36 pseudogenes are annotated in these 23683 nt (G+C 48.5%); all 36 read right to left on the bottom strand.

Features of this window, described 5'->3' with window-relative positions:
* Positions 1–147: 147 nt before the first annotated feature.
* A pseudogene (locus tag GDA45_04870) lies at positions 148–606 on the bottom strand (cadherin-like beta sandwich domain-containing protein).
* 261 nt (positions 607–867) lie between these two features.
* Positions 868–1599: pseudogene (locus GDA45_04865) on the bottom strand (hypothetical protein).
* A pseudogene (locus GDA45_04860) lies at positions 1585–2337 on the bottom strand (cadherin-like beta sandwich domain-containing protein). The pseudogenes GDA45_04865 and GDA45_04860 overlap by 15 nt, the downstream one beginning before the upstream one ends.
* A gap of 459 nt (positions 2338–2796) precedes the next feature.
* Positions 2797–3174, bottom strand: a pseudogene (locus tag GDA45_04855) (hypothetical protein).
* Between the two features lie 183 nt (positions 3175–3357).
* Positions 3358–3927, bottom strand: a pseudogene (locus GDA45_04850) (cadherin-like beta sandwich domain-containing protein).
* A 135-nt stretch (positions 3928–4062) separates the two neighbouring features.
* Positions 4063–4482: pseudogene (locus GDA45_04845) on the bottom strand (peptidase A26).
* A 309-nt stretch (positions 4483–4791) separates the two neighbouring features.
* Positions 4792–5250 (bottom strand): annotated as a pseudogene (locus GDA45_04840) (cadherin-like beta sandwich domain-containing protein).
* A gap of 78 nt (positions 5251–5328) precedes the next feature.
* Positions 5329–5607: pseudogene (locus GDA45_04835) on the bottom strand (peptidase A26).
* Between the two features lie 141 nt (positions 5608–5748).
* Positions 5749–6168, bottom strand: a pseudogene (locus GDA45_04830) (peptidase A26).
* Positions 6169–6459: 291 nt separating this feature from the next.
* Positions 6460–7032 (bottom strand): annotated as a pseudogene (locus tag GDA45_04825) (cadherin-like beta sandwich domain-containing protein).
* 18 nt (positions 7033–7050) lie between these two features.
* Positions 7051–7947, bottom strand: a pseudogene (locus GDA45_04820) (hypothetical protein).
* Positions 7936–8388 (bottom strand): annotated as a pseudogene (locus tag GDA45_04815) (cadherin-like beta sandwich domain-containing protein). Before GDA45_04815 ends, GDA45_04820 begins: the two co-directional pseudogenes overlap by 12 nt.
* 168 nt (positions 8389–8556) lie before the next feature.
* Positions 8557–8832 (bottom strand): annotated as a pseudogene (locus GDA45_04810) (peptidase A26).
* Positions 8833–8979: 147 nt separating this feature from the next.
* Positions 8980–9720, bottom strand: a pseudogene (locus GDA45_04805) (hypothetical protein).
* A pseudogene (locus GDA45_04800) lies at positions 9709–10254 on the bottom strand (cadherin-like beta sandwich domain-containing protein). The pseudogenes GDA45_04805 and GDA45_04800 overlap by 12 nt, the downstream one beginning before the upstream one ends.
* A pseudogene (locus GDA45_04795) lies at positions 10255–10332 on the bottom strand (hypothetical protein). It lies immediately after the preceding pseudogene.
* Positions 10333–10413, bottom strand: a pseudogene (locus GDA45_04790) (hypothetical protein).
* A 3-nt stretch (positions 10414–10416) separates the two neighbouring features.
* Positions 10417–10959 (bottom strand): annotated as a pseudogene (locus GDA45_04785) (peptidase A26).
* Between the two features lie 213 nt (positions 10960–11172).
* Positions 11173–11694, bottom strand: a pseudogene (locus GDA45_04780) (hypothetical protein).
* 33 nt (positions 11695–11727) lie between these two features.
* Positions 11728–12183: pseudogene (locus GDA45_04775) on the bottom strand (cadherin-like beta sandwich domain-containing protein).
* A 999-nt stretch (positions 12184–13182) separates the two neighbouring features.
* A pseudogene (locus GDA45_04770) lies at positions 13183–13698 on the bottom strand (cadherin-like beta sandwich domain-containing protein).
* Between the two features lie 102 nt (positions 13699–13800).
* Positions 13801–13920 (bottom strand): annotated as a pseudogene (locus GDA45_04765) (hypothetical protein).
* A gap of 48 nt (positions 13921–13968) precedes the next feature.
* Positions 13969–14082, bottom strand: a pseudogene (locus GDA45_04760) (hypothetical protein).
* Positions 14083–14151: 69 nt separating this feature from the next.
* Positions 14152–14313: pseudogene (locus GDA45_04755) on the bottom strand (hypothetical protein).
* Between the two features lie 6 nt (positions 14314–14319).
* Positions 14320–15576, bottom strand: a pseudogene (locus GDA45_04750) (cadherin-like beta sandwich domain-containing protein).
* A gap of 39 nt (positions 15577–15615) precedes the next feature.
* A pseudogene (locus GDA45_04745) lies at positions 15616–16329 on the bottom strand (hypothetical protein).
* Positions 16330–16671, bottom strand: a pseudogene (locus tag GDA45_04740) (cadherin-like beta sandwich domain-containing protein).
* A gap of 597 nt (positions 16672–17268) precedes the next feature.
* A pseudogene (locus GDA45_04735) lies at positions 17269–17634 on the bottom strand (hypothetical protein).
* Positions 17635–18009: 375 nt separating this feature from the next.
* Positions 18010–18510 (bottom strand): annotated as a pseudogene (locus GDA45_04730) (cadherin-like beta sandwich domain-containing protein).
* A gap of 453 nt (positions 18511–18963) precedes the next feature.
* Positions 18964–19404: pseudogene (locus GDA45_04725) on the bottom strand (peptidase A26).
* Positions 19405–19542: 138 nt separating this feature from the next.
* Positions 19543–19797: pseudogene (locus GDA45_04720) on the bottom strand (peptidase A26).
* A 66-nt stretch (positions 19798–19863) separates the two neighbouring features.
* A pseudogene (locus tag GDA45_04715) lies at positions 19864–20289 on the bottom strand (hypothetical protein).
* Between the two features lie 132 nt (positions 20290–20421).
* A pseudogene (locus GDA45_04710) lies at positions 20422–21993 on the bottom strand (cadherin-like beta sandwich domain-containing protein).
* A 33-nt stretch (positions 21994–22026) separates the two neighbouring features.
* Positions 22027–22386 (bottom strand): annotated as a pseudogene (locus GDA45_04705) (cadherin-like beta sandwich domain-containing protein).
* A 195-nt stretch (positions 22387–22581) separates the two neighbouring features.
* Positions 22582–22701, bottom strand: a pseudogene (locus tag GDA45_04700) (hypothetical protein).
* A gap of 45 nt (positions 22702–22746) precedes the next feature.
* A pseudogene (locus tag GDA45_04695) lies at positions 22747–23520 on the bottom strand (hypothetical protein).
* Between the last annotated feature and the right edge of the window lie 163 nt (positions 23521–23683).

Genomic DNA, 23683 nt, shown 5'->3' with positions numbered 1-23683 from the left:
CCCGTCGAGCTGACGGCGTGTCGCATCCAACCCCTCTAAGCTACACAGTTCTATCAAACCATCACCATCTTTATCTATATCTATCGCTGCTGGCACACGGTCGTCATCGGTGTCTGCTAGGTCTTGCGTACAGGCGGGTAGAATTATTCGCTCAACGGTCAACCTGTAGATGTCGCCGTTTGCCGTTCTTAAATCAGACACTTCAATCGTAATCAGGGTGTCACTATCGCCGCTTAGAGGCACATCCTGACTGATAGTATCTGTGGTTGTTTGCTGGTCTATGCCATCACTACGAAGGGTAATCACACTATCTGGAGTAGCCGTTGCTTGCAGTGTTATTGAATCAACCGTCTCATCAACCGCCACAGTGTAGACCAATGTCTGCGGATCAAACTCAGGCAACAATAGACCGTCGGACACCACAAGACTATTCAAGAAACTAGGGAATTGATCAGTTAATAAACTGCCACAGTTAGGTTGTCCAGCATTACCACAGGTCGGATTATCAGGATCGGCGCCGCTGGTATATCTCAGCGCCGGGAATTGCGACTGATTACCGAAATCCCAGTCTGCAGTATCCCATTGTGCATATATATCGGTTGCCATGGTAGGTGACTGTAGTAGCTCTGCAATGGACAGATGCCGACTGTTTGTAATGCCATCACCATTCTCATTTGCGCCGACCAAAGCACCTAACCGTCCATTCACATCACCGGTCGCATAGCTGTTGATAATACGACCAGATGAGAAATTACGGCCGACTAAGCTACCTAAGTCTGCACTTCCACTCACATCACCGGTCGCATAGCTGTTCGTTATCTCCCTATTATTTCCGCCGACTAAACCGCCTACTCTGCGACCATCGCTGGTCACATCACCGGTCGCATAGCTGTTCGTTATACGACCCTCATTGAAGCCGGCTAAACCGCCTACATTATTCCCCTGCCCTGAAACATCATTCGTCGCATAGCTGTTCGTAATGCTACCGCCATTGGAACCGACTAAACTGCCTACAATATTCCGTCCACTCACCTCACCGGTCGCATAGCTGTTCGTTATACTACCACTGTTGATGGCGACTAAACTGCCTACCCACTGCTGTCCGATGATCACCACATTGAACAGACCCACATTAGTCATTTTAGCATCAGTGCCTGTTGCACCGAATAGACCTATTCTATCCGTAGCAGGTCTATCTATCATTAAGTTAGATATCGTATGACCGTTGCCTTCAAATACTGCAGCGAATGGTTGCGTACTCGTGCCAATCGGCAGCCATCCTTCACCTGTTGTCCATGCCGTATTGATGCGCCCACTGTCATAGCTGCCCGCTTGTTCAAAGTCTAAACTGCGCACCAACTCGTAGCCACGACAGCCTGTCATAGGACAACCTGTCGTTATCAAGGTTGCAGTGCTATTTGCTCGATAGCCACGCCCGTCGAGCTGATAGCGTATCGCATCCAATCCTTCTAAATCGCAGATTTCTATGAGACCATCATTATCCTTGTCTATATCTATTACCGCTGGGAAACGGTCATCATCGGTATCCGCTAGGTCGCGAATGCACGCAGATAAATTGATTGATTCAACGGTCAACATATAGTTGCTTGTCCTTCTGCCATCTGGGGCAGACACTTCAATCGTAATCGTGGTGCCACCGCCTGCAGTAATAGGAACAACTTGCGTGATGGTATCAGTGCTCACTTGCTCGTCTATGCCATCACTACGAATAGTAATAGAGCGGTTGTCAGCCGTTGCTTGCAGTGTTATTGAATCGACAATCCCATCAACCAGCACAGTGTAGTCCGATGTCCGCAGATTAAACTCGGGTGTCAATAAACCATCGGACACCGTGAGACTATCCAACAGATTAAATTGATCGGTCAATGGACTATCGCAGCTGGGTTGTCCAGCGACACCGCAGAACGGGTTGTTGGGATCGGAACCTGCCGTATATCTGAGTATCGGGGATTGAAATTGATTACCAAAGTCCCAATCTGCCGCACTCCATTGTTCATAGATATCAGTTGCCATAGTGGGTATCTGCAGTTCTCTAATCGACAAAGCGCGACTGCTTGGAGTACTAACCTCACTGGTGCCGACTAAATCGCCTACATTATCACCAGTCCCAGTCACCGCACCGGTCGCATAGCTGTTCGTTATACTACCAGAAGCACTATTTTCGCCAACTAAACCGCCTACAATATCATTCCCAGTCACCGCACCAGTCGCATAGCTGTTCGTTATACTACCCACATTGTCGCCGACTAAACCGCCTACATTACTCCCTCTCCCTTGTCCTGCCACATCACCGGTCGCATAGCTGTTCGTTATCATTGAGTTATTCAAGCCGACTAAACCGCCTAGCTGTTCATTCCCAGTCACTCCACCGGTCGCATAGCTGTTCCTTATATTAAAGTTATTTTCGCCAACTAAACCGCCTACCCGTTCATTCCCAGTCACCGCACCAGTCGCATAGCTGTTCGTTATACTAGATCTAGACCCTCCTTCGCCAACTAAACCGCCTACCTCAGATGATCCTCTCACATCAACCATCGCATAGCTGTTCGTTATAACAGCGTTATTCAAGCCGACTAAACCGCCTACCCAAGTATCATTCCCAGTCACCTCACCGATCGCATAGCTGTTCGTTATACGACCCTGATTGCTGCCGACTAAACCACCTACCCAACTACCATTCCCAGTCACATCAACCATCGCATAGCTGTTCGTTATACTACCGGTATTTAAGCCGACTAAACCACCTACCCAGCTACTATTCCTCGCCACATCACCCGTCACCTCACCGGTCACATAGCTGTTCGTTATTGTACCCCTATCATTGCTGCCGACTAAACCGCCGATTAAACTATTTCCTGTGTTATCTAAATCTAGCAGCCCGACATTAGCCATTGTAGAATTGTTGCCTGTCGCACCGAATAAACCTATCTCACTATCAGGTCTATCTATCATTAAGTTAGATATCGTATGACCGTTGCCTTCAAATACTGCAGCGAATCGTTGTGCGCTCGTGCCGATCGGCGTCCATCCTGCACCCGCCGTCCATTCCATATCAATGTTTCCACTGTCATAGCTGTCAGCATCGTCAAAGTCTAAACTTTGAACCAATTCGTAGCCACGACAGCCATCTACCGGACAACCTATCGTTATCATGTCCGCACCGCTATCTGCGCGATAGCCACGCCCGTCAAGCTGATGGCGTGTTGCATCCAGCCCCTCTAAGCTACACAGCTCTATCAGACCATCGCCATCTTTATCTATATCGACAATCGCTGGTGTAGCGTCGTCATCGGTATCCGCTAGGTCCTGCGTGCAGGCGGGTAAATCTATTGACACAACGGCCAACCTGTAGATGTAGTCGCTCACCGTTCTTCCATCAGAAACTTCTATCGTAATCAGGATGTCACTATCTCCAGTTAAAGGAACATCTTGACTGATAGTACCCGTGGTTGCTTGCTCGCCTATGCCATCACTACGAATGGTGATAACACTATCTGGAGTAGCTGTTGCTTGCAGTGTGATTGAATCAACCGTCTCACTAACCGCCAAATCGTAGATCAATCTCTGCGGATTAAACTCAGGCAACAATAGACCATTGAACACCACAAGACTATTCAAAAAACCGGGAAATTGATTGGTTAATAACTGACCACAGTTAGGTTGTCCAGCATTACCACAGGTCGGATTATCAGGATCGGCTCCGCTGGTATATCTCAGCGCCGGGAATTGCGACTGATTACCGAAATCCCAGTTGGCAGTACTCCATTCGCTATATATGCCGGTTGCTGCCGTGGGCATCTGTAGTTGTGCAATCGACCGATGCAGACTGTTTGGCAAACTACCGTCATTGCCGCCGACTAAAGTGCCTAACTGTCCATTCACCTCACCGGTCGCATAGCTGTTCATAATACTAGCAGATGAGAAATTGAAGCCGACTAGGCTACCTAAGTCTGCACTTCCAGTCACATCACCGGTCGCATAGCTGTTCGTTATATTTCTAATATTTCCGCCGACTAAACCGCCTACACTATCATTCCCACGCACATCACCGGTCGCATAACTGTTCGTTATACGACCCTCATTGAATCCGACTAAACCGCCTACATTACTGCTCTGCCCTGGCACATCACTGGTCGCATAGCTGTTCGTAATGCTACCGCCATTGGAACCGACTAAACCGCCTACACTATTATTCCCACTGACCTCACCGGTCGTATAGCTGTTCGTTATACTACCCGTATTGATGCCGACTAAACTGCCTACCTGCTGCTGTCCAGTTATATCTACATTGAACAGACCCACATTAGTCATTTTAGCATTGGTGCCTGTTGCACCGAATAAACCTATCCTATCATCAGCAAGTCTATTTATCATTAAGTTAGATATCGTATGGCCGTTGCCGTCAAATACTGCATCAAATGGTTGCGCACTAGTGCCAATCGGCAGCCATCCTGCACCCATCGTCCATTCCGTATTGATACGCCCACTGTCATAGCTGTCAGCGTCATAGCTGTCAGCCTCGGCAAAGTCTAAACTGCGCACCAACTCGTAGCCACGACAGCCATCTACCGGACAACCTACCGTTATCAGGTCGATACTCCTACCTGCTCGATAGCCACGCCCGTCGAGCTGATAGCGTATCGCATCCAATCCTTCTAAATCGCAGATTTCTATTAGACCATCATTATCCTTGTCTATATCTATCACCGCTGGAAAACGGTCGTCATCAGTATCCGCTAGGTCGCGAATACAAGCAGATAAATTGATTGATTCAACGGTCAACAGGTAGTTGCTTGCCCTTCTGCCATCTGGGGCAGACACGACAATCGTAATCGTGGTGACACCGCCTGCAGTAATAGGAACAACTTGCGTGATGGTATCAGTGCTCACTTGCTCGTCTATGCCAGTACTACGAATGATAATAGACCGGTCGTCAGCGATGGCTTGCAGTGTTATTGAGTCAACAGTCGCAGCCACCAACACAGTGTAGTCCGATGTCTGTGCGTTAAACTCAGATGTCAATAGACCGTTGGATACCGTGAGGCTATCCAACAGATTAAATTGATCCGTCAATGGACTACCGCAGCTGGGTTGTCCAGCGACACCGCAGGCTGGGTTGGCAGGATCGGAACCTCTAGCATATCTCAGTATTGGGGCTTGTGTTGCAGTACCGAAGTCCCAGTTGTCAGGACTCCATTGTTCGTATATATCAGTTGCCGTAGTGGGCATCTGCAGTTGCCTAATCGACAAAGCGCGACTGCTTGGAGTACTAACCTCATTGGTGCCGACTAAAGTGCCTAACTGTCCATTCACCTCACCGGTCGCATAGCTGTTCGTTATACTACCCTGATTCAAGCCGACTAAACCGCCTACTTCGAAACCTCTCGCCTCACCGGTCGCATAGCTGTTCGTTATACTACCAGAAGAACTATTTTGGCCGACTAAACCGCCTATCCATTGAACCCCAGCCACATCACCTCTAGCATAGCTGCTCGTTATCGTTCCATTATTTGAGCCGGCTAACCCCCCTGCAAAAGTGCTCCCACCCACACTACGCACATCACCGGTCGCATAGCTGTTCGTTATACTCCCTTCATTGAAGCCGACTAAACCGCCTGGATTCGTAGTTCCTAACACATTACCGGTCGCATAGCTATTTGTAATAGTACCCTCACTGCCATTGACACCCACTAAACCGCCTAGTAGATCATCACCGTTCATACGCTCAGTTACATTACCGGTCGCATGGCTGTTCGTTATACGCCCATCATTTCTGCCGACTAAACCACCTACTCGCCGATTCCCATTCACAGCACTCGTCGCATGGCTGCTCGTTATACTACCTGCATTTTCGCCGACTAAACCGCCTACCCGTATATTTCCCATCACATCACCGGTCGCATGGCTGTTCGTGACATTCCCATCATTTCTGCCGACTAAACTGCCGACAAAATCATTTCCTGTATTATCTACATTGAGCAGCCCGACATTCGTCATGTTAGAATTGGTGCCTGTTGCACCGAATAGACCTATCCTTTCATCATCAGGTCTATCTATCATTAAGTTAGATATCGTATGGCTGTTGCCGTCAAATACCGCATCAAATGGTTGCGCGCTCGTGCCGATCGGCAGCCATCCTGCATCCATCGTCCAGGTCGTATTGATGCTTCCACTGTCATAGCTAGCAGCTTCTGCAAAGTCTAAACTGCGAACCAACTCGTAGCCACGGCAGCCACCGTCAGGACAACCTACCGTTATAAGGTCCGCATCGCTATCTGCACGATAGCCACGCCCGTCGAGCTGATGGCGTATCGCATCCAATCCCTCTAAGCTACACAGTTCGATTAGACCATCCCCATCTTTATCTATATCTATCGCTGCTGATGCAGCGTCGTCATCGGTGTCTGCTAGGTCTTGCGTGCAGGCGGGTAGAATTATTCGCCTAACGGTCAACCGGTAGATGCCGTTTGCTGTTCTTCTATCAGACACTTCAATCGTAATCAGGGTGTCACTGTCTTCGCTTAGAGAGACATCTTGACTGATAGTACCCGTGGTGGTTTGCTCGTCTATGCCATCACTACGAATGGTAATAGATTTGTCCTCAGCCATTGCTTGCAGTGTTATTGAATCGACCGTCTCATCAACCGCCACATCGTAGACCAGTGTCTGCGGATCAAACTCAGGCAACAATAGACCATTGAACACCGCAAGACTATTCAAAAGACTGGGATATTGATCAGATAATAAACTGCCGCAGCTAGGTTGCCCAGCGACACCGCATGCCCTGCCATCGACGTCGCTGGTATATCTCAGCGCCGGGGATTGCGACTGATTACCGAAATCCCAGTTGGCAGTACTCCATTGGCTATATATGCCGATTGCTGCCGTGGGCATCTGCAGTTCTGCAATAGACAGATCGCGACTGTTTGTAGGACTACCGCCTTCATTCAAACCGACTAAATCGCCTACCCTTTCATTCCCTGTCACCTCACCGGTCGCATAGCTGTTCATAATACTAGCAGATGAGGAATTTCTGCCAACTAAACCGCCTACATTATTACCATTGTCACGCACAGCACTGGTCGCATAGCTGTTCGTTATACTCCCAACACTATTAAAGCCGACTAAACCACCCGCATTCAATTGCCCAGTCACAGCACCGGTCGCATAGCTGTTCGTTATACTACCTATACCTACACCACTATCACTCATGCGGCTATCACCATTGCGGCCGATTAAGCCACCTACCTGATTATGCCCGGTAACATCAACCGTCGCATAGCTGTTCGTAATGGTACCCCTTGTATTCCAGCCGACTAAACCGCCTATACTGCCACTTTGCGTGCCACTGCCGGTCACCGCACCGGTCGCATAGCTGTTCGTTATACGACCCTCATTGTCGCCGACTAAACCACCTACCCGCTGCTGTCCGATGATATCCACATTGAGCAGACCAATATTAGCAATTTTAGCATCGGTGTTTGTGCCACCGAATAAACCTACCCTACTACCAACAGGTTGATCTATCATTAAGTTAGATATCGTATGTCCGTTACCTTCAAATACTGCAGCGAATGGTTGTGTGCGAGTGCCGATCGGCAGCCATCCTGCATCCATCGTCCAGGTCGTATTGATACGCCCACTGTCATAGCTGTCCGCTTGTTCAAAGTCTAAACTGCGCACCAACTCGTAGCCACGACAGCCTCGCGTAGGACAACCTATCGTTATCAAGGTTGCAGTGCTATTTGCCCGGTAGCCAGTGCCGTCGAGCTGATAGCGTATCGCATCTAATCCTTCTAAATCACAGATTTCTATGAGACCATCATTATCCTTGTCTATATCTATAATCGCTGGCACACCGTCGTTATCCGTATCCGCTAGGTCGCGAATACAAGCAGATAAATTGGTTGATACAACGGTCAACATGTAGCGTCCTGCCGCTCTGCCATCTGGAGCAGACACTACAATCGTAATCGTGGTGACATCGCCTGCAGTAATAGGAATATTTTGACTGATGTCATTGGTGCCAGTTTGTTCGTCTATGCCAGCACTACGAATGGTAATAACACTACCTGCAGCCATGGCTTGCAGTGTTATTGAAGCGACAGACTCTTCAACCGCCACAATGTAGTCCGATATCTGTGGATTAAACTCAGGCGCCAATATACCACCGGACACCGTGAGACCATCCAAAGGACTAACGAATTGATCCGCTAAGGGGCTATCGCAGCTGGGTTGTCCAGCGACATCGCAAGCCCGGCTGTCGGGACCTCTGGTATATTTGAGTATTGGGGCTTGTAATGTATTACCAAAATCCCAGTTGTCAGTACTCCATTCGCTATATATGCCGGTTGCTGCCGTGGGCATCTGAAGTTCCCTAATCGACAGCCCCTTACTATTTGTAATACTACCAATATTATCCAAGCCGACTAAATCGCCTACATTGTTATTTCCTCTCACAGCACCGGTCGCATAGCTGTTCGTTATAAAACTCCTATCATTGCTGCCGACTAAACCGCCTACCTGATTAATCCCTGTAACATCACCGGTCGCATAGCTGTTCGTAATGCGGCTAGCAGAGACATTTAAGAGTGCATTTCTGCCGACTAAACCGCCTACACTAGACCGCCCTCCCACATCACCGGTCGCATAGCTGTTCGTTATACGACTCCTATTGATGCCAACTAAACCGCCTACACTACTACTATTACCCGTCCCAGTCACCTCACCGGTCGCATAGCTGTTCGTTATATTAGAATTACTTTGCCCGACTAATCCGCCTACCTCGCTATTTCCTCTCACAGCACCCATCGCATAGCTGTTCGTTATACGACCCACACTAAAGCCGACTAAACCGCCTACATTATTAGTAGTCCCAGTCACAGCACCGGTCGCGTGGCTGTTCGTTATATTAGAGTTATTTTGCCCGACTAATCCGCCTACTCTAGCACCAGTCCCAGTCACTTCACCGGTCGCATGGCTGTTCGTTATATTAGAGTTATTTTGCCCGACTAATCCGCCTACTCTATCACCACCAGTCCCAGTCACTTCACCGGTCGCATAGCTGCGCGTTATACGACTAGCATTGAAGCCGACTAAACCGCCTACCTCGTTATTTCCTCTCACAGCACCGGTCGCATGGCTGTTCGTAATATTTCCTCTATTGTCGCCGACTAAACCGCCCACAAGATTATTTCCCATGATAACCACATTGAGCAGCCCCACATTAATCATGCTAGCATTGGTGCCGGTTGCACCGAATAGACCTATCCTATCAGTAACAGGTCTAGCTATCATTAAGTTAGATATCGTATGGCTGTTGCCGTCAAATATTGCATTGAAACTGTTATTTACCCCTCCTATTGGTAGCCATCCTGCACCCATCGTCCATGCCGTATTAATGCTCCCACTGTCATAGCTAGCAGCTTCTTCAAAGTCTAAACTGCGCACTAACTCGTAGCCACGGCAGCCATCGTCAGGACAGCCTAATATTATAATGCCCGCGCTGCTATCTGCTCGATAGCCGGTGCCGTCTAGCTGATGGCGTATCGCATCCAATCCCTCTAAGCTACACAGTTCTATCAGACCATCACCATCTTTATCTATATCTATCACTGATGCATCGTCGCCATCGGTATCCGTTATGGCTTGCGTACAAGCGGGTAGATTGATTGACGCAGTTGACGCAACGGTCAACATGTAGATCGTCGTCCCTCTTCCCCCAGACACTTCAATCGTAACCGTGATAACACCCCCTTCGTTTAGAGGAATATTTTGACTGATGTCACTGGTGCCAGTTCGCGCTTCTATGCCATCACTACGAATGGTAATAGACTGGTTCGCCGCCATGGCTTGCAGTGTTATTGAAGTAACCATCTCATCCACCACCACAGTGTAGTCCAATGTCTGCGGATCAAACGCAGGCGTCAATTGACCATCGGACACGGTGAGATTATCCAAAAAAACAAGAAATTGATTGGGTAATAAACTATCACAGCTAGGTTGCCCAGCGACACCGCAAGCCGGGTTGTTGCCATCGGGTCCACGAGTATATTTCAGTGCTGGGGATTGCGATGCATTACCGAAGTCCCAGTTGTTAGTACTCCATTGGCTATATATGCCATCTGCTGCCGTGGGCATCTGCAGTCTCGCAATAGACAGAGCGAAACTGTTTCTAATATCATCATCTTCGTCATTGTCGCCGACGAAATCGCCTACCAGTTCATCCCCCATCACATTGCCCGTCGCATAGCTGTTCCTTATAATAGCAAAATTTTTGCCGACTAGACCGCCTACCCGATCATTTCCCATAACATCACCGGTCGCATAGCTGTTCGTTATATCATCAAGAGCTGTGCCGACTAAACCGCCTATCCTAGTACTACTACCAATCCCAGTTACAGCACCCGTCGCATAGCTGTTCGTTAGATCACCGTCAAAATTGAAGCCGACTAAACCGCCTACCTCGTTATTTCCTGTCACAGCACCGGTCGCATAGCTGTTCCTAATGTTGGCACTAACCAACAAACCATTGTTGCCGACTAAACCGCCTGACCTGGAAGATCCTATCACATTCCCTGTCGCATGGCTGTTTGTAATATTTACTCTATTGTCGCCGACTAAACCGCCTACCTCATTATTTCCTTCCACAGCACCGGTCGCATAGCTGTTCGTTATACTCCTTCTACTCCCCTGTTCACTGAAGCCGACTAAACCGCCTACCTCATTATTTCCTTCCACAGCACCGGTCGCATAGCTGTCCGTTATACGACCCACACTGAAGCCGACTAAACCGCCTATCTGATTACCACCATCACTAGTCACAGCACCGGTCGCATAGCTGTTTATTATAACATCACCGTTGTTGCCGACTAAACCGCCTACCCGTCCATTCCCAGTCACAGTACCGGTCGCATAGCTGTCCGTTATACTACCCAAAAAATTGTTGCCGACTAAACCACCTACCTCGTTATTTCCTGTCACAACACTGGTCGCATAGCTGTTCCTAATGTTGGCAGTATTAAAAAAACCATTGAAGCCAACTAAACCGCCTACCTGTAGATTCCCATGCACAGCACCGGTCGCATGGCTGTTCGTTATACTACCCTCTTCATTGAAGCCGACTAAACCGCCTACCCTGTTACTAGTCCCAGTCACATCACCGGTCGCATAGCTGTTCGTTATACGACCCTCACTGAAGCCGACTAAACCACCTACATTACCCCCTCCTCTGATATCTACATCTAACAGACCCACATTAGTCATTGTAGAATTGGTAGCTGTCACACCAAATAGACCTATCCTAACATTAGCAGGCCTATCTATCGTCAGATTAGATATCGTATGGTTGTTGCCGTCAAATATCGCATTGAAACCGTTATCTACCTCTCCTATCGGTAGCCATCCTTGACCTGTCGTCCATCCCGCATTAATGTTGCCACTGTCATAGCTACCCGTATCCTCAAAGTCTAAACCGCGCACCAACTCGTAGCCACGACAGCCACCGTCAGGACAACCTCTCGTTATCAAGGTTGCAGCACTATTTGCTCGATAGCCACTACCGTCCAACTGATAGCGCATAGCATTCAATCCTTCTAAGCTACACAGTTCTATCAGCCCATCTCCATCTTTATCTATATCTAGAACCGTTACACCGTCGTCATCCGTATCCATTATGACTTGCGTACAAGCGGGTATTCCTGAAAAAACGGTCAACCTATAGATCTTCGGCGTTCTTCCCTCAGACACTTCAATCGTAATCAGGGTGACAACACCGTCGGTTAGAGGAATATTTTCACTGATGTCACGGGTGCCAGTTCGCGCTTCTATGCCATCACTACGAATGGTAATAACACTACTTGTAGTAGCCGTCGCTTGCAGTGTTATTGAACTAGCCATCCCAGCAACTACCACATCGTAGACCAATCTCTGCGGGTTAAACTCCGGCGACAATAGACCGTCGGGCACCGTGAGATTATTCAAAAAAATAGCAAATTGATTCGCTAATAAACTGCCGCAGCTAGGTTGCCCAGCGACACCACATGCCGGGTTGTTGCCATCGGGGCCACGGGTATATTTCAGCGCCGGGGATTGCGATGCGCTACCGAAGTCCCAGTTGGCAGTACTCCATAGACTGTATATACCAGTTGCTGTCGTGGGCATCTGCAGTCTGGCAATGGTCTGTTGGCTACTATTCGTTATGCTGTCACGCTGATTGTTGCCGACTAAACCGCCTACATTATCACCACTACCAGTCACAGCACCGGCCGCATAGCTGTTTGTAATACTGCCATTGTTATCATTACTGCCGACTAAACTGCCTACATTATCCTGCCCACTCACAGCACCAGTCGCATAGCTGTTCGTAATACTACCAGCACCAAAAATTTCACCGACTAAACCGCCTACCCGATCACCAGTGCCAGTCACAGCACCAGTCGCATAGCTGTTCGTTATACGACTCCCACTCCCGAAATTGATGCCTACTAAACCGCCTACCTCACCTGCCCCGCTTACAGCACTGGTCGCATAGCTGTTTGCAATACTAGAAAGTCTACCAATGCGGCCGGCTAAACCGCCTACATTAAGGTTCCCAGTCACAGCACCGGTCACATAGCTATTCGTAATGGTACCCCCGGTATTGTCGCCGACTAAACCGCCTACCTGATTATCTCCGCTGATATCTACATCTAACAGACCCACATTAATCATTCTAGAATTTCTGGCTGAACTGAATAGACCTATGTTGTTATCAGCAGGTGTATTTCTATTTATCATTAAGTTAGATATCGTATGGCCGTTGCCTTCAAATACTGCCGCGAATGGTTGCGCGGCAGTGCCAATCGGCAACCATCCTGCATCCATCGTCCATGCTGTATCAATGCTGCCACTATCATAGCTACTGGTATCGTCAAAATCTAAACTGCGAACCAACTCGTAGCCACGACAGCTTCCCTCAGGACAACCTGATGTTATCAAGGTTGCAGTGCTAGCTACTCGATAGCCGGTGCCGTCCAGCTGATGGCGTATCGCATCCAATCCTTCTAAGCTACATAGTTCTATCAGCCCATCGCCGTCTTTATCTATATCTATACCCGCTAATACACCATCGTCATCGGTGTCTGCTAGGTTTTGCGTACAAGCGGGTAAATTGACTGGCTCAACGGTCAACAGGTAGTTCTCTGTTGTGCTTCCATCAGACACCTCAATCGTAATCACATCGCCGACGGTGATAAGAATATTTTGATCAATGGTATGGGTGCCTCGCTCTTCTATGCCAGCACTACGAATGGTAATAACACTATCTGTAGTAGCTGTCGCTTGCAGTGTTATTGCACTAGCGATCTCACCAACCGCCACAGTGTAGACGAATGTTTGTCGATCAAACTCAGGCATCAATAGACCATTGGCAACCGTGAGATTATCCAAAAGAATAGCAATTTGATTAGATAATAAACTGCCGCAGCTAGGTTGCCCAGCGACATCACATGCCGGGTTATTCGTGTCGGGGCCGATGGTATATTTCAGCGCCGGGAGTTGCGATTGATCACCGAAGTCCCAGTCTGCCGTGCTCCATAGTGAATATATGCCAGTTGCCGTAGTCGGTGACTGCAGTGCCTCAATGGTCTTTCGGCTACTATTCGTTACGCCAGCACTGCTTAAGCCGACTAAATTCATCCTATTAAGATTCGTAGACACAATACCGCTCGCATAGCTGTTCGCTATAAGAGCAGAAGCAGTATTTTGACCGACTAAATTACCTACACTACTCCCAGTCCCAGTCACAGCACCGGTCGCATAGCTGTTGGTTATACTGCCATTGCCACTATTTATGCCGACTAAACCGCCTACCCTATCATCAGTCCCAGTCACATCACCGGTCGCATAGATGTTCGTTATACGACCACTATTTTCGCCGACTAAACCACCTACCCTGTTACTAGTCCCAGTCACATCACCGGTCGCATAGCTATTCGTTATACTATCACTATTGAAGCCGACTAAACCGCCTACCCTATCACCATTCCCAGTCACATCAGCCGTCGCATAGCTGTTCGTTATACTGCCACTATTTTCGCCGACTAAACCGCCTACCCTATCACCACCAGTCCCAGTCTCATTACCAGTCCCAGTCACATTACCAGTCGCATAGCTGTTCGTTATACTGCCATTGTTACTATTTATGCCGACTAAACCGCCTATCCTATCACCAGACGCAGTCACATCAGCCGTCACATAGCTGTTCGTTATACGACCCTGATTATTCCAACCGACTAAACCGCCTACATTAATGCTCCCAGTCACAGCACCGGTCGCATAGCTGTTCGTAATGGTGCCATTTCTATTGAAGCCGACTAAACCGCCTACCTCACTATTTCCTTCGATATCTACATTTAACAGACCCACATTAGCCATGCTAGAATCGGCGGCTGCACCGAATAGACCTAGGTCATCAGTATCTCTAGCTATCATTAAGTTAGATATCGTATGGCGGTTGCCTTCAAATATTGCCGCGAATAGTTGAACGCCAGCGCCAATCGGCAACCATCCTGCACCCATCGTCCATGCCGTATTAACGCTGCCACTGTCATAGCTACCCGTATCGTCAAAATCTAAACTGCGCACCAACTCGTAGCCACGACAGCTACCCTCAGGGCAACCTAGAGTTATAAGGTCCGCACCACTAGCTGCTCGATAGCCACGCCCGTCCAACTGATAGCGTATCGCATCCAAACCTTCTAAGCTACATAGTTCTATCAGCCCATCGCCATCTTTATCTATATCTATGGCTGCTAACACACCGTCGTCATCGGTGTCTGCTAGGTTTTGCGTACAGGCGGGTAGATTGACTGACACAACAGTCAACAGGTAGTTCTCTGGCGTGCTTCCATCAGACACCTCAATCGTAATCACACCGTCGGCGGGTATAGGAATATTTTGATCAACGGTATGGGTGACTCGCTCTTCTATGCCAGCACCACGAATGGTAATCACACTATTTGTAGTAGCCGTCGTTTGCAGTGTTATTGCACGAGCGATCCCACCAACCGCCACAGTGTAGACAAATATCTGCGGATTAAACTCAGGCATCAATAGACCATTGGCAACCGTCAGATTATCTAAAAGAATAGCAATTTGATTAGCTAATAAATTGCCGCAGCTAGGCTGCCCAGCGACACCACACGCCGGGTTATTCAGGTCGGGGCCGATGGTATATTTCAGTGCCGGGGATTGCGATTGATTACCGAAGTACCAGTCTGCAGTATCCCATTGTTCATATATACCAGTTGCCGTAGTCGGTGACTGCAGTCTCTCAATGGTCTGCTCACTACTATTCGTTATACTGCCAAACTGTTCGAAGCCGACTAAACCGCCTATATTTGTATTCCCCATCACATCACCGGTCGCATAGCTGTTCGTAATGCTACTGGGATTTGTACTGATGAGACCACCTGTGGAACCGACTAAACTACCTACCCTTGCCCCCCCATTCACATCACCGGTTGCATAGCTGTTCGTAATGCTAATTCTATTCGAACCGAGTAAACCACCCATGTAACCGACTAAACCGCCGACATCATCCCCCTGTCCTCTCACATCACCGGTCGCATAGCTGTTTGTTATACGACCATTGTTCCAGCCGACTAAACCGCCTACCCGAGCAGTCCCAGTCACATCAGCCGTCGCATAGCTGTTCGTTATACGACCCTGATTATTCGAACCGACTAAACCGCCTATACCAATTACCCCATTCACAGCACCGGTCGCATAGCTGTTTGTAATACTACCGTTCTCATTCAAGCCGACTAAACCACCTACATCATCATTTCCTGTGATATCTACATTTAACAGACCCACATTAGTCATTGTAGAATTGATGACTGCACCGAATAGACCTATGCTATCAGCAGATCTATCTATCATTAAGTTAGATATCGTATGGCCGTTGCCTTGAAATACTGCCGCAAATCGTTGATCGGCAGTGCCAATCGGCAACCATCCTGCATCCATCGTCCATGCCGTATTAATGCTGCCACTGTCATAGCTACCAGTATGCTCAAAATCTAAACTGCGCACCAACTCGTAGCCACGACAGCTACCCTCAGGACAACCTGCCGTTATCAGAGTTGCGGTGGTACTCGCTCGATAGCCAGTGCCGTCCAACTGATGGCGTATCGCATCCAATCCTTCTAAGCTACACAGTTCGATCAGCCCATCTCCATCTTTATCTATATCTATACCCGCTACCAAACCGTCGTCATCCGTGTCTGGTATATCCTGGGTGCAAGCGGGTAAATTGACTGGCATAACGGTCAACCGGTAGTTCTTTGTAATTCCTCTATTAGACACCTCAATTGTAATCACATCGTCTGCGGTGATAGGAATATCTTGATTGATGGCATGGGTGGCAACTTGCTCTTCGGTGTCATTAATACGAATGGTAATAGACTTATCCATAGCTATTGCTTGCAGTGTTATTGCACTAGCGATATCACCAACCGCCACAGTGTAGTCCGATGTCTGCGGATTAAACTCAGGCATCAATAGCCCATTGGCAACCGTGAGATTATCCAAAAGACTAGCAAATTGATTAGCTAATAAACTGCCGCAGTCAGGTTGCCCAGCGACACCACACGCTGGGTTATCCATATCGGGGCCGCTGGTATATTTCAGTGCTGGGGATTGTAATGTATTACTGAAATCCCAGTTTGCCGTGCTCCATTCACTGTATATACCCGTTGCGGTAGTGGGTGACTGCAGTTCTACAATGGGCTGCTCGCTACTATTCGTTATACTGCCAAGCTGATTGTTGCCGACTAAATCGCCTACCTGTTGATTCCCAGTCACCGCACCGGTCGCATAGCTGTTCGTAATGGTACCTTCTCTAATGTCGCCAACTAAACCACCTACCCTTTGAATCCCAGTCACAGCACCTATCGCATAGCTGTTCGTTACACTACCTGACAAATTCCAGCCGACTAAACCGCCTACATCATCCTGTCCTCTCACAGCACCGGTCGCATAGCTGTTCGTTATGCTACTCCGATTTATACCGACTAAACCGCCTACATTATCCTGTCCTCTCACATCACCAGTCGCATAGCTGTTCGTTATACGACCACTACTGTCGCCGACTAATCCGCCTACCTCACTCGTTCCACTCACATCACCGGTCGCATAGCTGTTTGTAATACTACCGTTCTCATCCAAGCCGACTAAACCGCCTACATTATTGTTCCCAGTCCCAGTCACCTCACCGGTCGCATAGCTGTTTGTTATACTACCCCCCCTATTGTTGCCGACTAAACCGCCTACATTATCACCAGTCCCAGTCACAGCAACCATCGCATAGCTGTTCGTTATACTACCGTTCTCATTCAAGCCGACTAAACCGCCTACATTCTCACCATTACCAGTCACAGCACCGGTCGCATAGCTGTTTGTAATACTACCCCCCCTATTGTCGCCGACTAAACCGCCTACATCATTATTTCCTATGATAACCACATTTAACAGACCGATATTAGCAATTTCAGAATTAAAACCTGTCCCACCAAAATTAAAACTTATCCTACTAAATAAACCTATATTATCAATAGATCTATCTATCATCAGATTAGATATCGTATGTCCGTTGCCTTCAAATATCGCATTGAATAAAAATAACCCGCCTATCGGTAGCCATCCTGCTCCCGTCGTCCATGCCGTATTCACGCGCCCACTGTCATAACTACTAGCTTCTGCAAAATCTAGACTCTGAACCAACTCGTAGCCACGACAGCCATCCTCAGGACAACCGGTCGTTATCAGAGTTGCGGTGGTACTCGCCCGATAGCCACTGCCGTCGAGCTGATAGCGTATCGCATCCAAGCCTTCTAAACTACACAGTTCTATCAGCCCATCGCCATCTTTATCTATATCTATGGCTGCTAACACACCGTCGTCATCAGTGTCTGCTAGGTTTTGCGTACAAAAGGGTAAATTTAGTCGCTCAACGGTCAACAGGTATCTTCCTGTTGATCTTTCATCGGGTGCAGACACTTCAACCGTAATGACATCGTCTGCGCTTAGAGGAATATTTTGACTGATTTCATCGGTGCCAGTTCGCGCTTCTATGCCATCACTACGAATGGTAATCACACTACCCGTAGTAGCCGTTGCTTGCACTGTTATTGAAGTAGCGATTTCACCCACCAACACAGTGTAGTCGCGTATCTGTTGGTTAAACTCAGGCAACAATCGGCCATTAGACACCGTGAGAGTATCCAAAAGACTAGGAAATTGATTAGATAATAGACTGCCGCAGATAGGTTGCCCAGCGACACCGCAGGCCGGGTTATTGATATCGGGGCCGCGGGTATATTTCAGTGCCGGGAGTTGCGATTGATTACCGAAGCCCCAGTCTGCAGTATCCCATCCGCTATATATACCAGTTGCTGCCGTCGGCGACTGCAGTTCGCCAATAGACCAAGCGCGACTGTCTTCCATATTACCATCATTTATGCCGATTAAATCGCCTACCTGTTCATTGCCGGTCACCGCACCGGTCGCATAGCTGTTGGTAATCTGACCAGAAGAACTATTTTCGCCGACTAAACCGCCTATCCTACTACCAATCCCGGTCACAGCACCGGTCGCATAGCTGTTGGTAATATTGCCTCTATTGTCGCCGACTAAACCGCCTACTTCATAATTCCCGGTCACAGCACCGGTCGCATAGCTGTTGGTAATATCTCCTCTATTGTCGCCGACTAAACTGCCCACCTCAGTCTGCCCCTGCGTATCACCGACCGCATAACTGTTGGTAATGCTACCCCCTCTATTCCAGCCGACTAAACCGCCTACTTCATTTATGCCACTCACATCACCCTGCGCATAGCTGTTCGTTATACGACCGTCATTACTCCAACCGACTAAACCGCCTACCCTTCCACCATCGCCGGTCACATCACCGGTTGCATAGCTATTGGTAATGCTGCCCTCTCTATTCCAGCCGATTAAACCGCCTACCTGTTGGGTGCCAGTCGCATCACCGGTCGCATAGCTGTTCGTTATACGAGCCTCATTGCTGCCGACTAAACCGCCTACCTCATTTATTCCATTCACCTCACCGGTCGCATGGCTGTCGGTAATGTCACCAGAAGAACTATTTTCGCCGACTAAACCCCCTACATTATCGCCATTACCACGCACAGCACCGAGCGCATAGCTGTTCGTAATGCTATCGTCATTGGAACCGACTAAACCGCCTACATTTTCGTCCCCATCCACAGCACCGGTCGCATGGCTGTCGGTAATACCACCAGAAGAACTATTGTCGCCGACTAAACCGCCTACATTATCACCACTAGTAGTCACAGCACCGGTCGCATAGCTGTTCATAATGCCGCCAGAAGAACTATTGTCGCCGACTAAGCCGCCTACATTATCACCATTACCAGTCACAGCACCGGTCGCATAGCTGTCGGTAATGCTATCGCCATTGGAACCGACTAAACCACCTACACTTTCGTCCCCATCCACAGCACCGGTCGCATGGCTGTTCGTTATTTCACCCTCTAGATTCCAGCCGACTAAACCGCCTACACGATTACCAATCCCAGTCACTTCAACCATCGCGTGGCTGTTCGTTATTCTACTTCTATTGAAGCCGACTAAACCACCTACAGATCCCTCTCCTGTCACTTCACCGGTCGCATAGCTGTCGGTAATCGTATGCCCTCTACTCCAGCCGACTAAACCGCCTACCTCAGTTATTCCACGCACAGCAACCATCGCATAGCTGTTCGTTATACGACTACCACTGTTGCCGACTAAACCGCCTACACTACTACCAGTCCCAGTCACAGCACCGGTCGCATAGCTGTTGGTAATGGTGCCATCATTGAAACCGACCAAACCGCCGACATAAGTACCTCCGGTGTTATCTACATCTAGCAGACCGACATTAGTCATTGTAGAATTGTTAGCTGTCACACCAAATAAACCTATATTATTACTAGCTCTATCTATCATCAGATTAGATATCGTATGGTTGTTGCCGTCAAATATCGCATTGAATGACTGAACATCATCACCTACTGGTAGCCATCCTGTAGCCGTCGTCCATGCCGTGTCAATGCGCCCACTGTCATAACTGCCATCTTCTTCAAAGTCTAAACTGCGAGCCAACTCGTAGCCACGACAGCCACCCTCAGGACAACCCAGCGTTATCAAGGTTGCGGTGCTATTTGCTCGATAGCCGGTGCCGTCCAACTGATAGCGCATGGCATCCAATCCTTCTAAGCTACACAGTTCTATCAGCCCATCTCCATCTTTGTCTATATCTATCGCTGCTAACACACCGTCGTTATCAGTATCTGGTATGTCTTGCGTACAAGCAGGTAAATTTATTGGCACAATGGTCAACAGGTAATTTCCTGTTGGTTGTTCTCCTGGCGCAGACACTTCAATCGTAATCGTGATGACACCATCTTCGGTTAGCGGAATATTCTGACTGATGTCATGGGTGCCAGTTTGCGCTTCTATGCCAGCACTACGAATGGTAATAACACTTCCCAAGGTAGCCGTCGCTTGCAGTGTTATTGAAGTAACCATCTCACCAACCGCCACATCATAGAACCGTATCTGTTGGTTAAACTCAGGCACCAATAGACTATCGGACACAATGAGATCGTTCAAAATACCAGGAAATTGATTAGCTAATAAACTGCCACAGCTAGGTTGCCCAGCGACACCGCAGGCCGGGTTGTCGGGATCGAGACCTCTAGCATATCTCAGTATTGGAGCTTGTGTTTCAGTACCAAAGTCCCAGTCTGCCGTACTCCATTGTATATATATACCAGTTGCCGTAGTGGGCATCTGCAGTTGCCCAATGGACAGAGGCTCACTACCTAGCGTACTATCATTATCGAGGCCGACTAAATCGCCTACATTATCACCAGTCCCTGTCACCGCACCGGTCGCATAGCTGTTCGTTATATTACCAGAAGAACTATTGTCGCCGACTAAACCGCCTACCTCACTCGTTCCAGTCACAATACCAGTCGCATAGCTGTTCGTAATATTGCCACTATTGTCGCCGACTAGACCGCCTACCTCACTCGTTCCACTCACAGCACCCCTCGCATAGCTGTTCGTTATACGACCCTCATTATTCCAACCGACTAAACCGCCTACCCTTCCACCATCGCTGGTCACATCACTCACCGCATAGCTGTTCGTAATATCTCCTCTATTGTCGCCGACTAAACCGCCTACCTCACTCGTTCCATGCACAGCACCGCTCGAATAGCTGTTCGTTATACGACCCTCATTATTCCAACCGACTAAACCACCTACCCTTTCACCATCGCTGGTCACATCACCCACCGCATAGCTGTTCGTAATGGTAGCCCCTCTACTCCAGCCGACTAAACCGCCTACCTGCTCGGTGCCAGTCACATCACCGGTCATATAGCTGTTCGTTATACGACCATCATGGCTGCCGACTAAACCACCCACATTGTTATTTCCTGTGATATCTACATCGAGCAGACCGACATTAGTCATTGTAGAATTGTTAGCTGCTTCACCGAATAAACCTATACTATCCTCGTCAGGTCTGTCGATCATTAAGTTAGATATCGTATTTCCGTTGCCGTCAAATATCGCATCGAATCGTTGACTGCTAGTGCCTATCGGTAGCCATCCTGTACCCTCCGTCCATGCCGCATTAATGCTTCCACTATCATAATTGCTAGCCTCTGCAAAGTCTAAACTGCGCACCAACTCGTAGCCACGACAGCCGCCCTCAGGACAGCCTTCCTGTATCAGGTCGGCGATAACATTCGCTCGATAGCCGGTGCCGTCCAACTGATAGCGCATTGCATCCAATCCCTCTATATCGCAGATTTCTATTAGACCATCATTGTCTTTGTCGATATCCCTTTCTGCCGGCACACCGTCGTCATCAGTATCGTCTAGGTTCATAACACACGAGGAGAGTGTTATAACGAGTTCTATGCGAATAGATAAATTGTAGATACGCGTCTCTCTTCCACCTTCGGATACTGCAATCGTAATGATGGTGTCGTCAGGTCCGGTTAGCGGAATATCTTGACGGAGGTTATTGGTGCCGGTTTCTTCTCCTATCCTATCGCCACTCATGGTAATGGTCTGCCCGATCGACATTGCTTGCAGTGTTACTGAAGGGATTAATTCATTAATCACCACTTCATAATTAAATGTCTGCGGATCAAAATCAGGATTCAATTGCAGACCGTCGTTTAACACGGTTAGATTATCCAGTAAGGCTGGGGGAAATTGATTCGCCAATAAACTACCGCAGCTAGGTTGCCCGGCACCACCACAGGCTGGGGTCATGGGATCGGATCCCACGACATATCTGAGTCTCGGGTTTTGTGTTTCACTACCAAAATCCCAGTTTGCAGTATTCCATCCGCTATATATGTCAGTTGCCGTAGTAGGCGATCGCAGCTTGTCAATGGACAGACCGCTACTGTTTGTAGGACTACCGCCTTCATTGGAGCCGACTAAGCGGCCTACATTGCTATCACCAGTTGCATCACCAGTCGCATAGCTGTCCGTAATGCTACCAGATGAGAGATTTCTGCCAACTAAACCGCCTACATTATTACCAGTCACAGTCACAGCACCAGTCGCATAGCTGTTCGTTATACTCCCATCATTTCTGCCGACTAAACCACCTGCATTCAATTGCGCATTCACAGCACCGGTCGCATAGCTGTTCGTTATACTACCTGCACTACCATCACCATTGCGGCCGACTAAGCCGCCTACCTGATTATTCCCGGTAACATCAACCGCCGCATAGCTGTTCGTAATGGTACCCCCTCTATTCCAGCCGACTAAGCCGCCTATACTGCCACTGCTCGGGCCACTGCTCGTCACCGCACCGATCGCATAGCTGTTCGTTATACTACCACCCCTATTGTCGCCGACTAAACCACCTACCCAAAGCCGTCCGATGATAACCGCATTGAACAGAGCAATATTAGCAATTTTAGCATCGGTGCGTGTGTCACCGAATAAACCTACCCCACTACCAGCAGGTCGATCTATCATTAAGTTAGATATCGTATGTCCGTTACCTTCAAATACTGCATTGAATGTGCCTATCGGTAGCCACCCTTCACCTGTTGTCCATGCCGGATTAAGGCGCCGACTGTCATAACTATTCGTATCTCCAAAGTCTAAACTGCGAACCAACTCGTAGCCACGACAGCCATCCTCTGGACAGCCTTCCTGCATCAAGGGTGAGATGGTACTCGCTCGATAGCCGGTGCCGTCCAACTGATAGCGCATTGCATCCAATCCCTCTAAATCGCAGATTTCTATTAGACCGTCATTATCTTTGTCTACATCCCTATTTCTCGGCACACCGTCGTTATCATTATCGTCTAGAGCCAAAATACACGAGGAGGGTGATATAACGAGTTCTATGCGAACAGACAAATTATAGACACGCGTCTCCATTCTATCTGCGGATACTGTAATTGTAATGAGGATGTCGTCAGGTCCGGTTAGCGGAATATCTCGACGGATGTCACTGACGGCTGCTACCTCTCCTATGCCACCTCCACGAAGGGTAATAGACTGACCCGCCGCCATTGCTTGCAGTTCTACTGAAGTGACTGTC

The organism is Chromatiales bacterium (assembly GCA_014323925.1).
GTDB lineage: Bacteria > Pseudomonadota > Gammaproteobacteria > Poriferisulfidales > Oxydemutatoraceae > SP5GCR1.
Note: the sequence above shows the minus strand (reverse complement) of the source record. Positions and strands in the feature narration are given on the sequence as shown.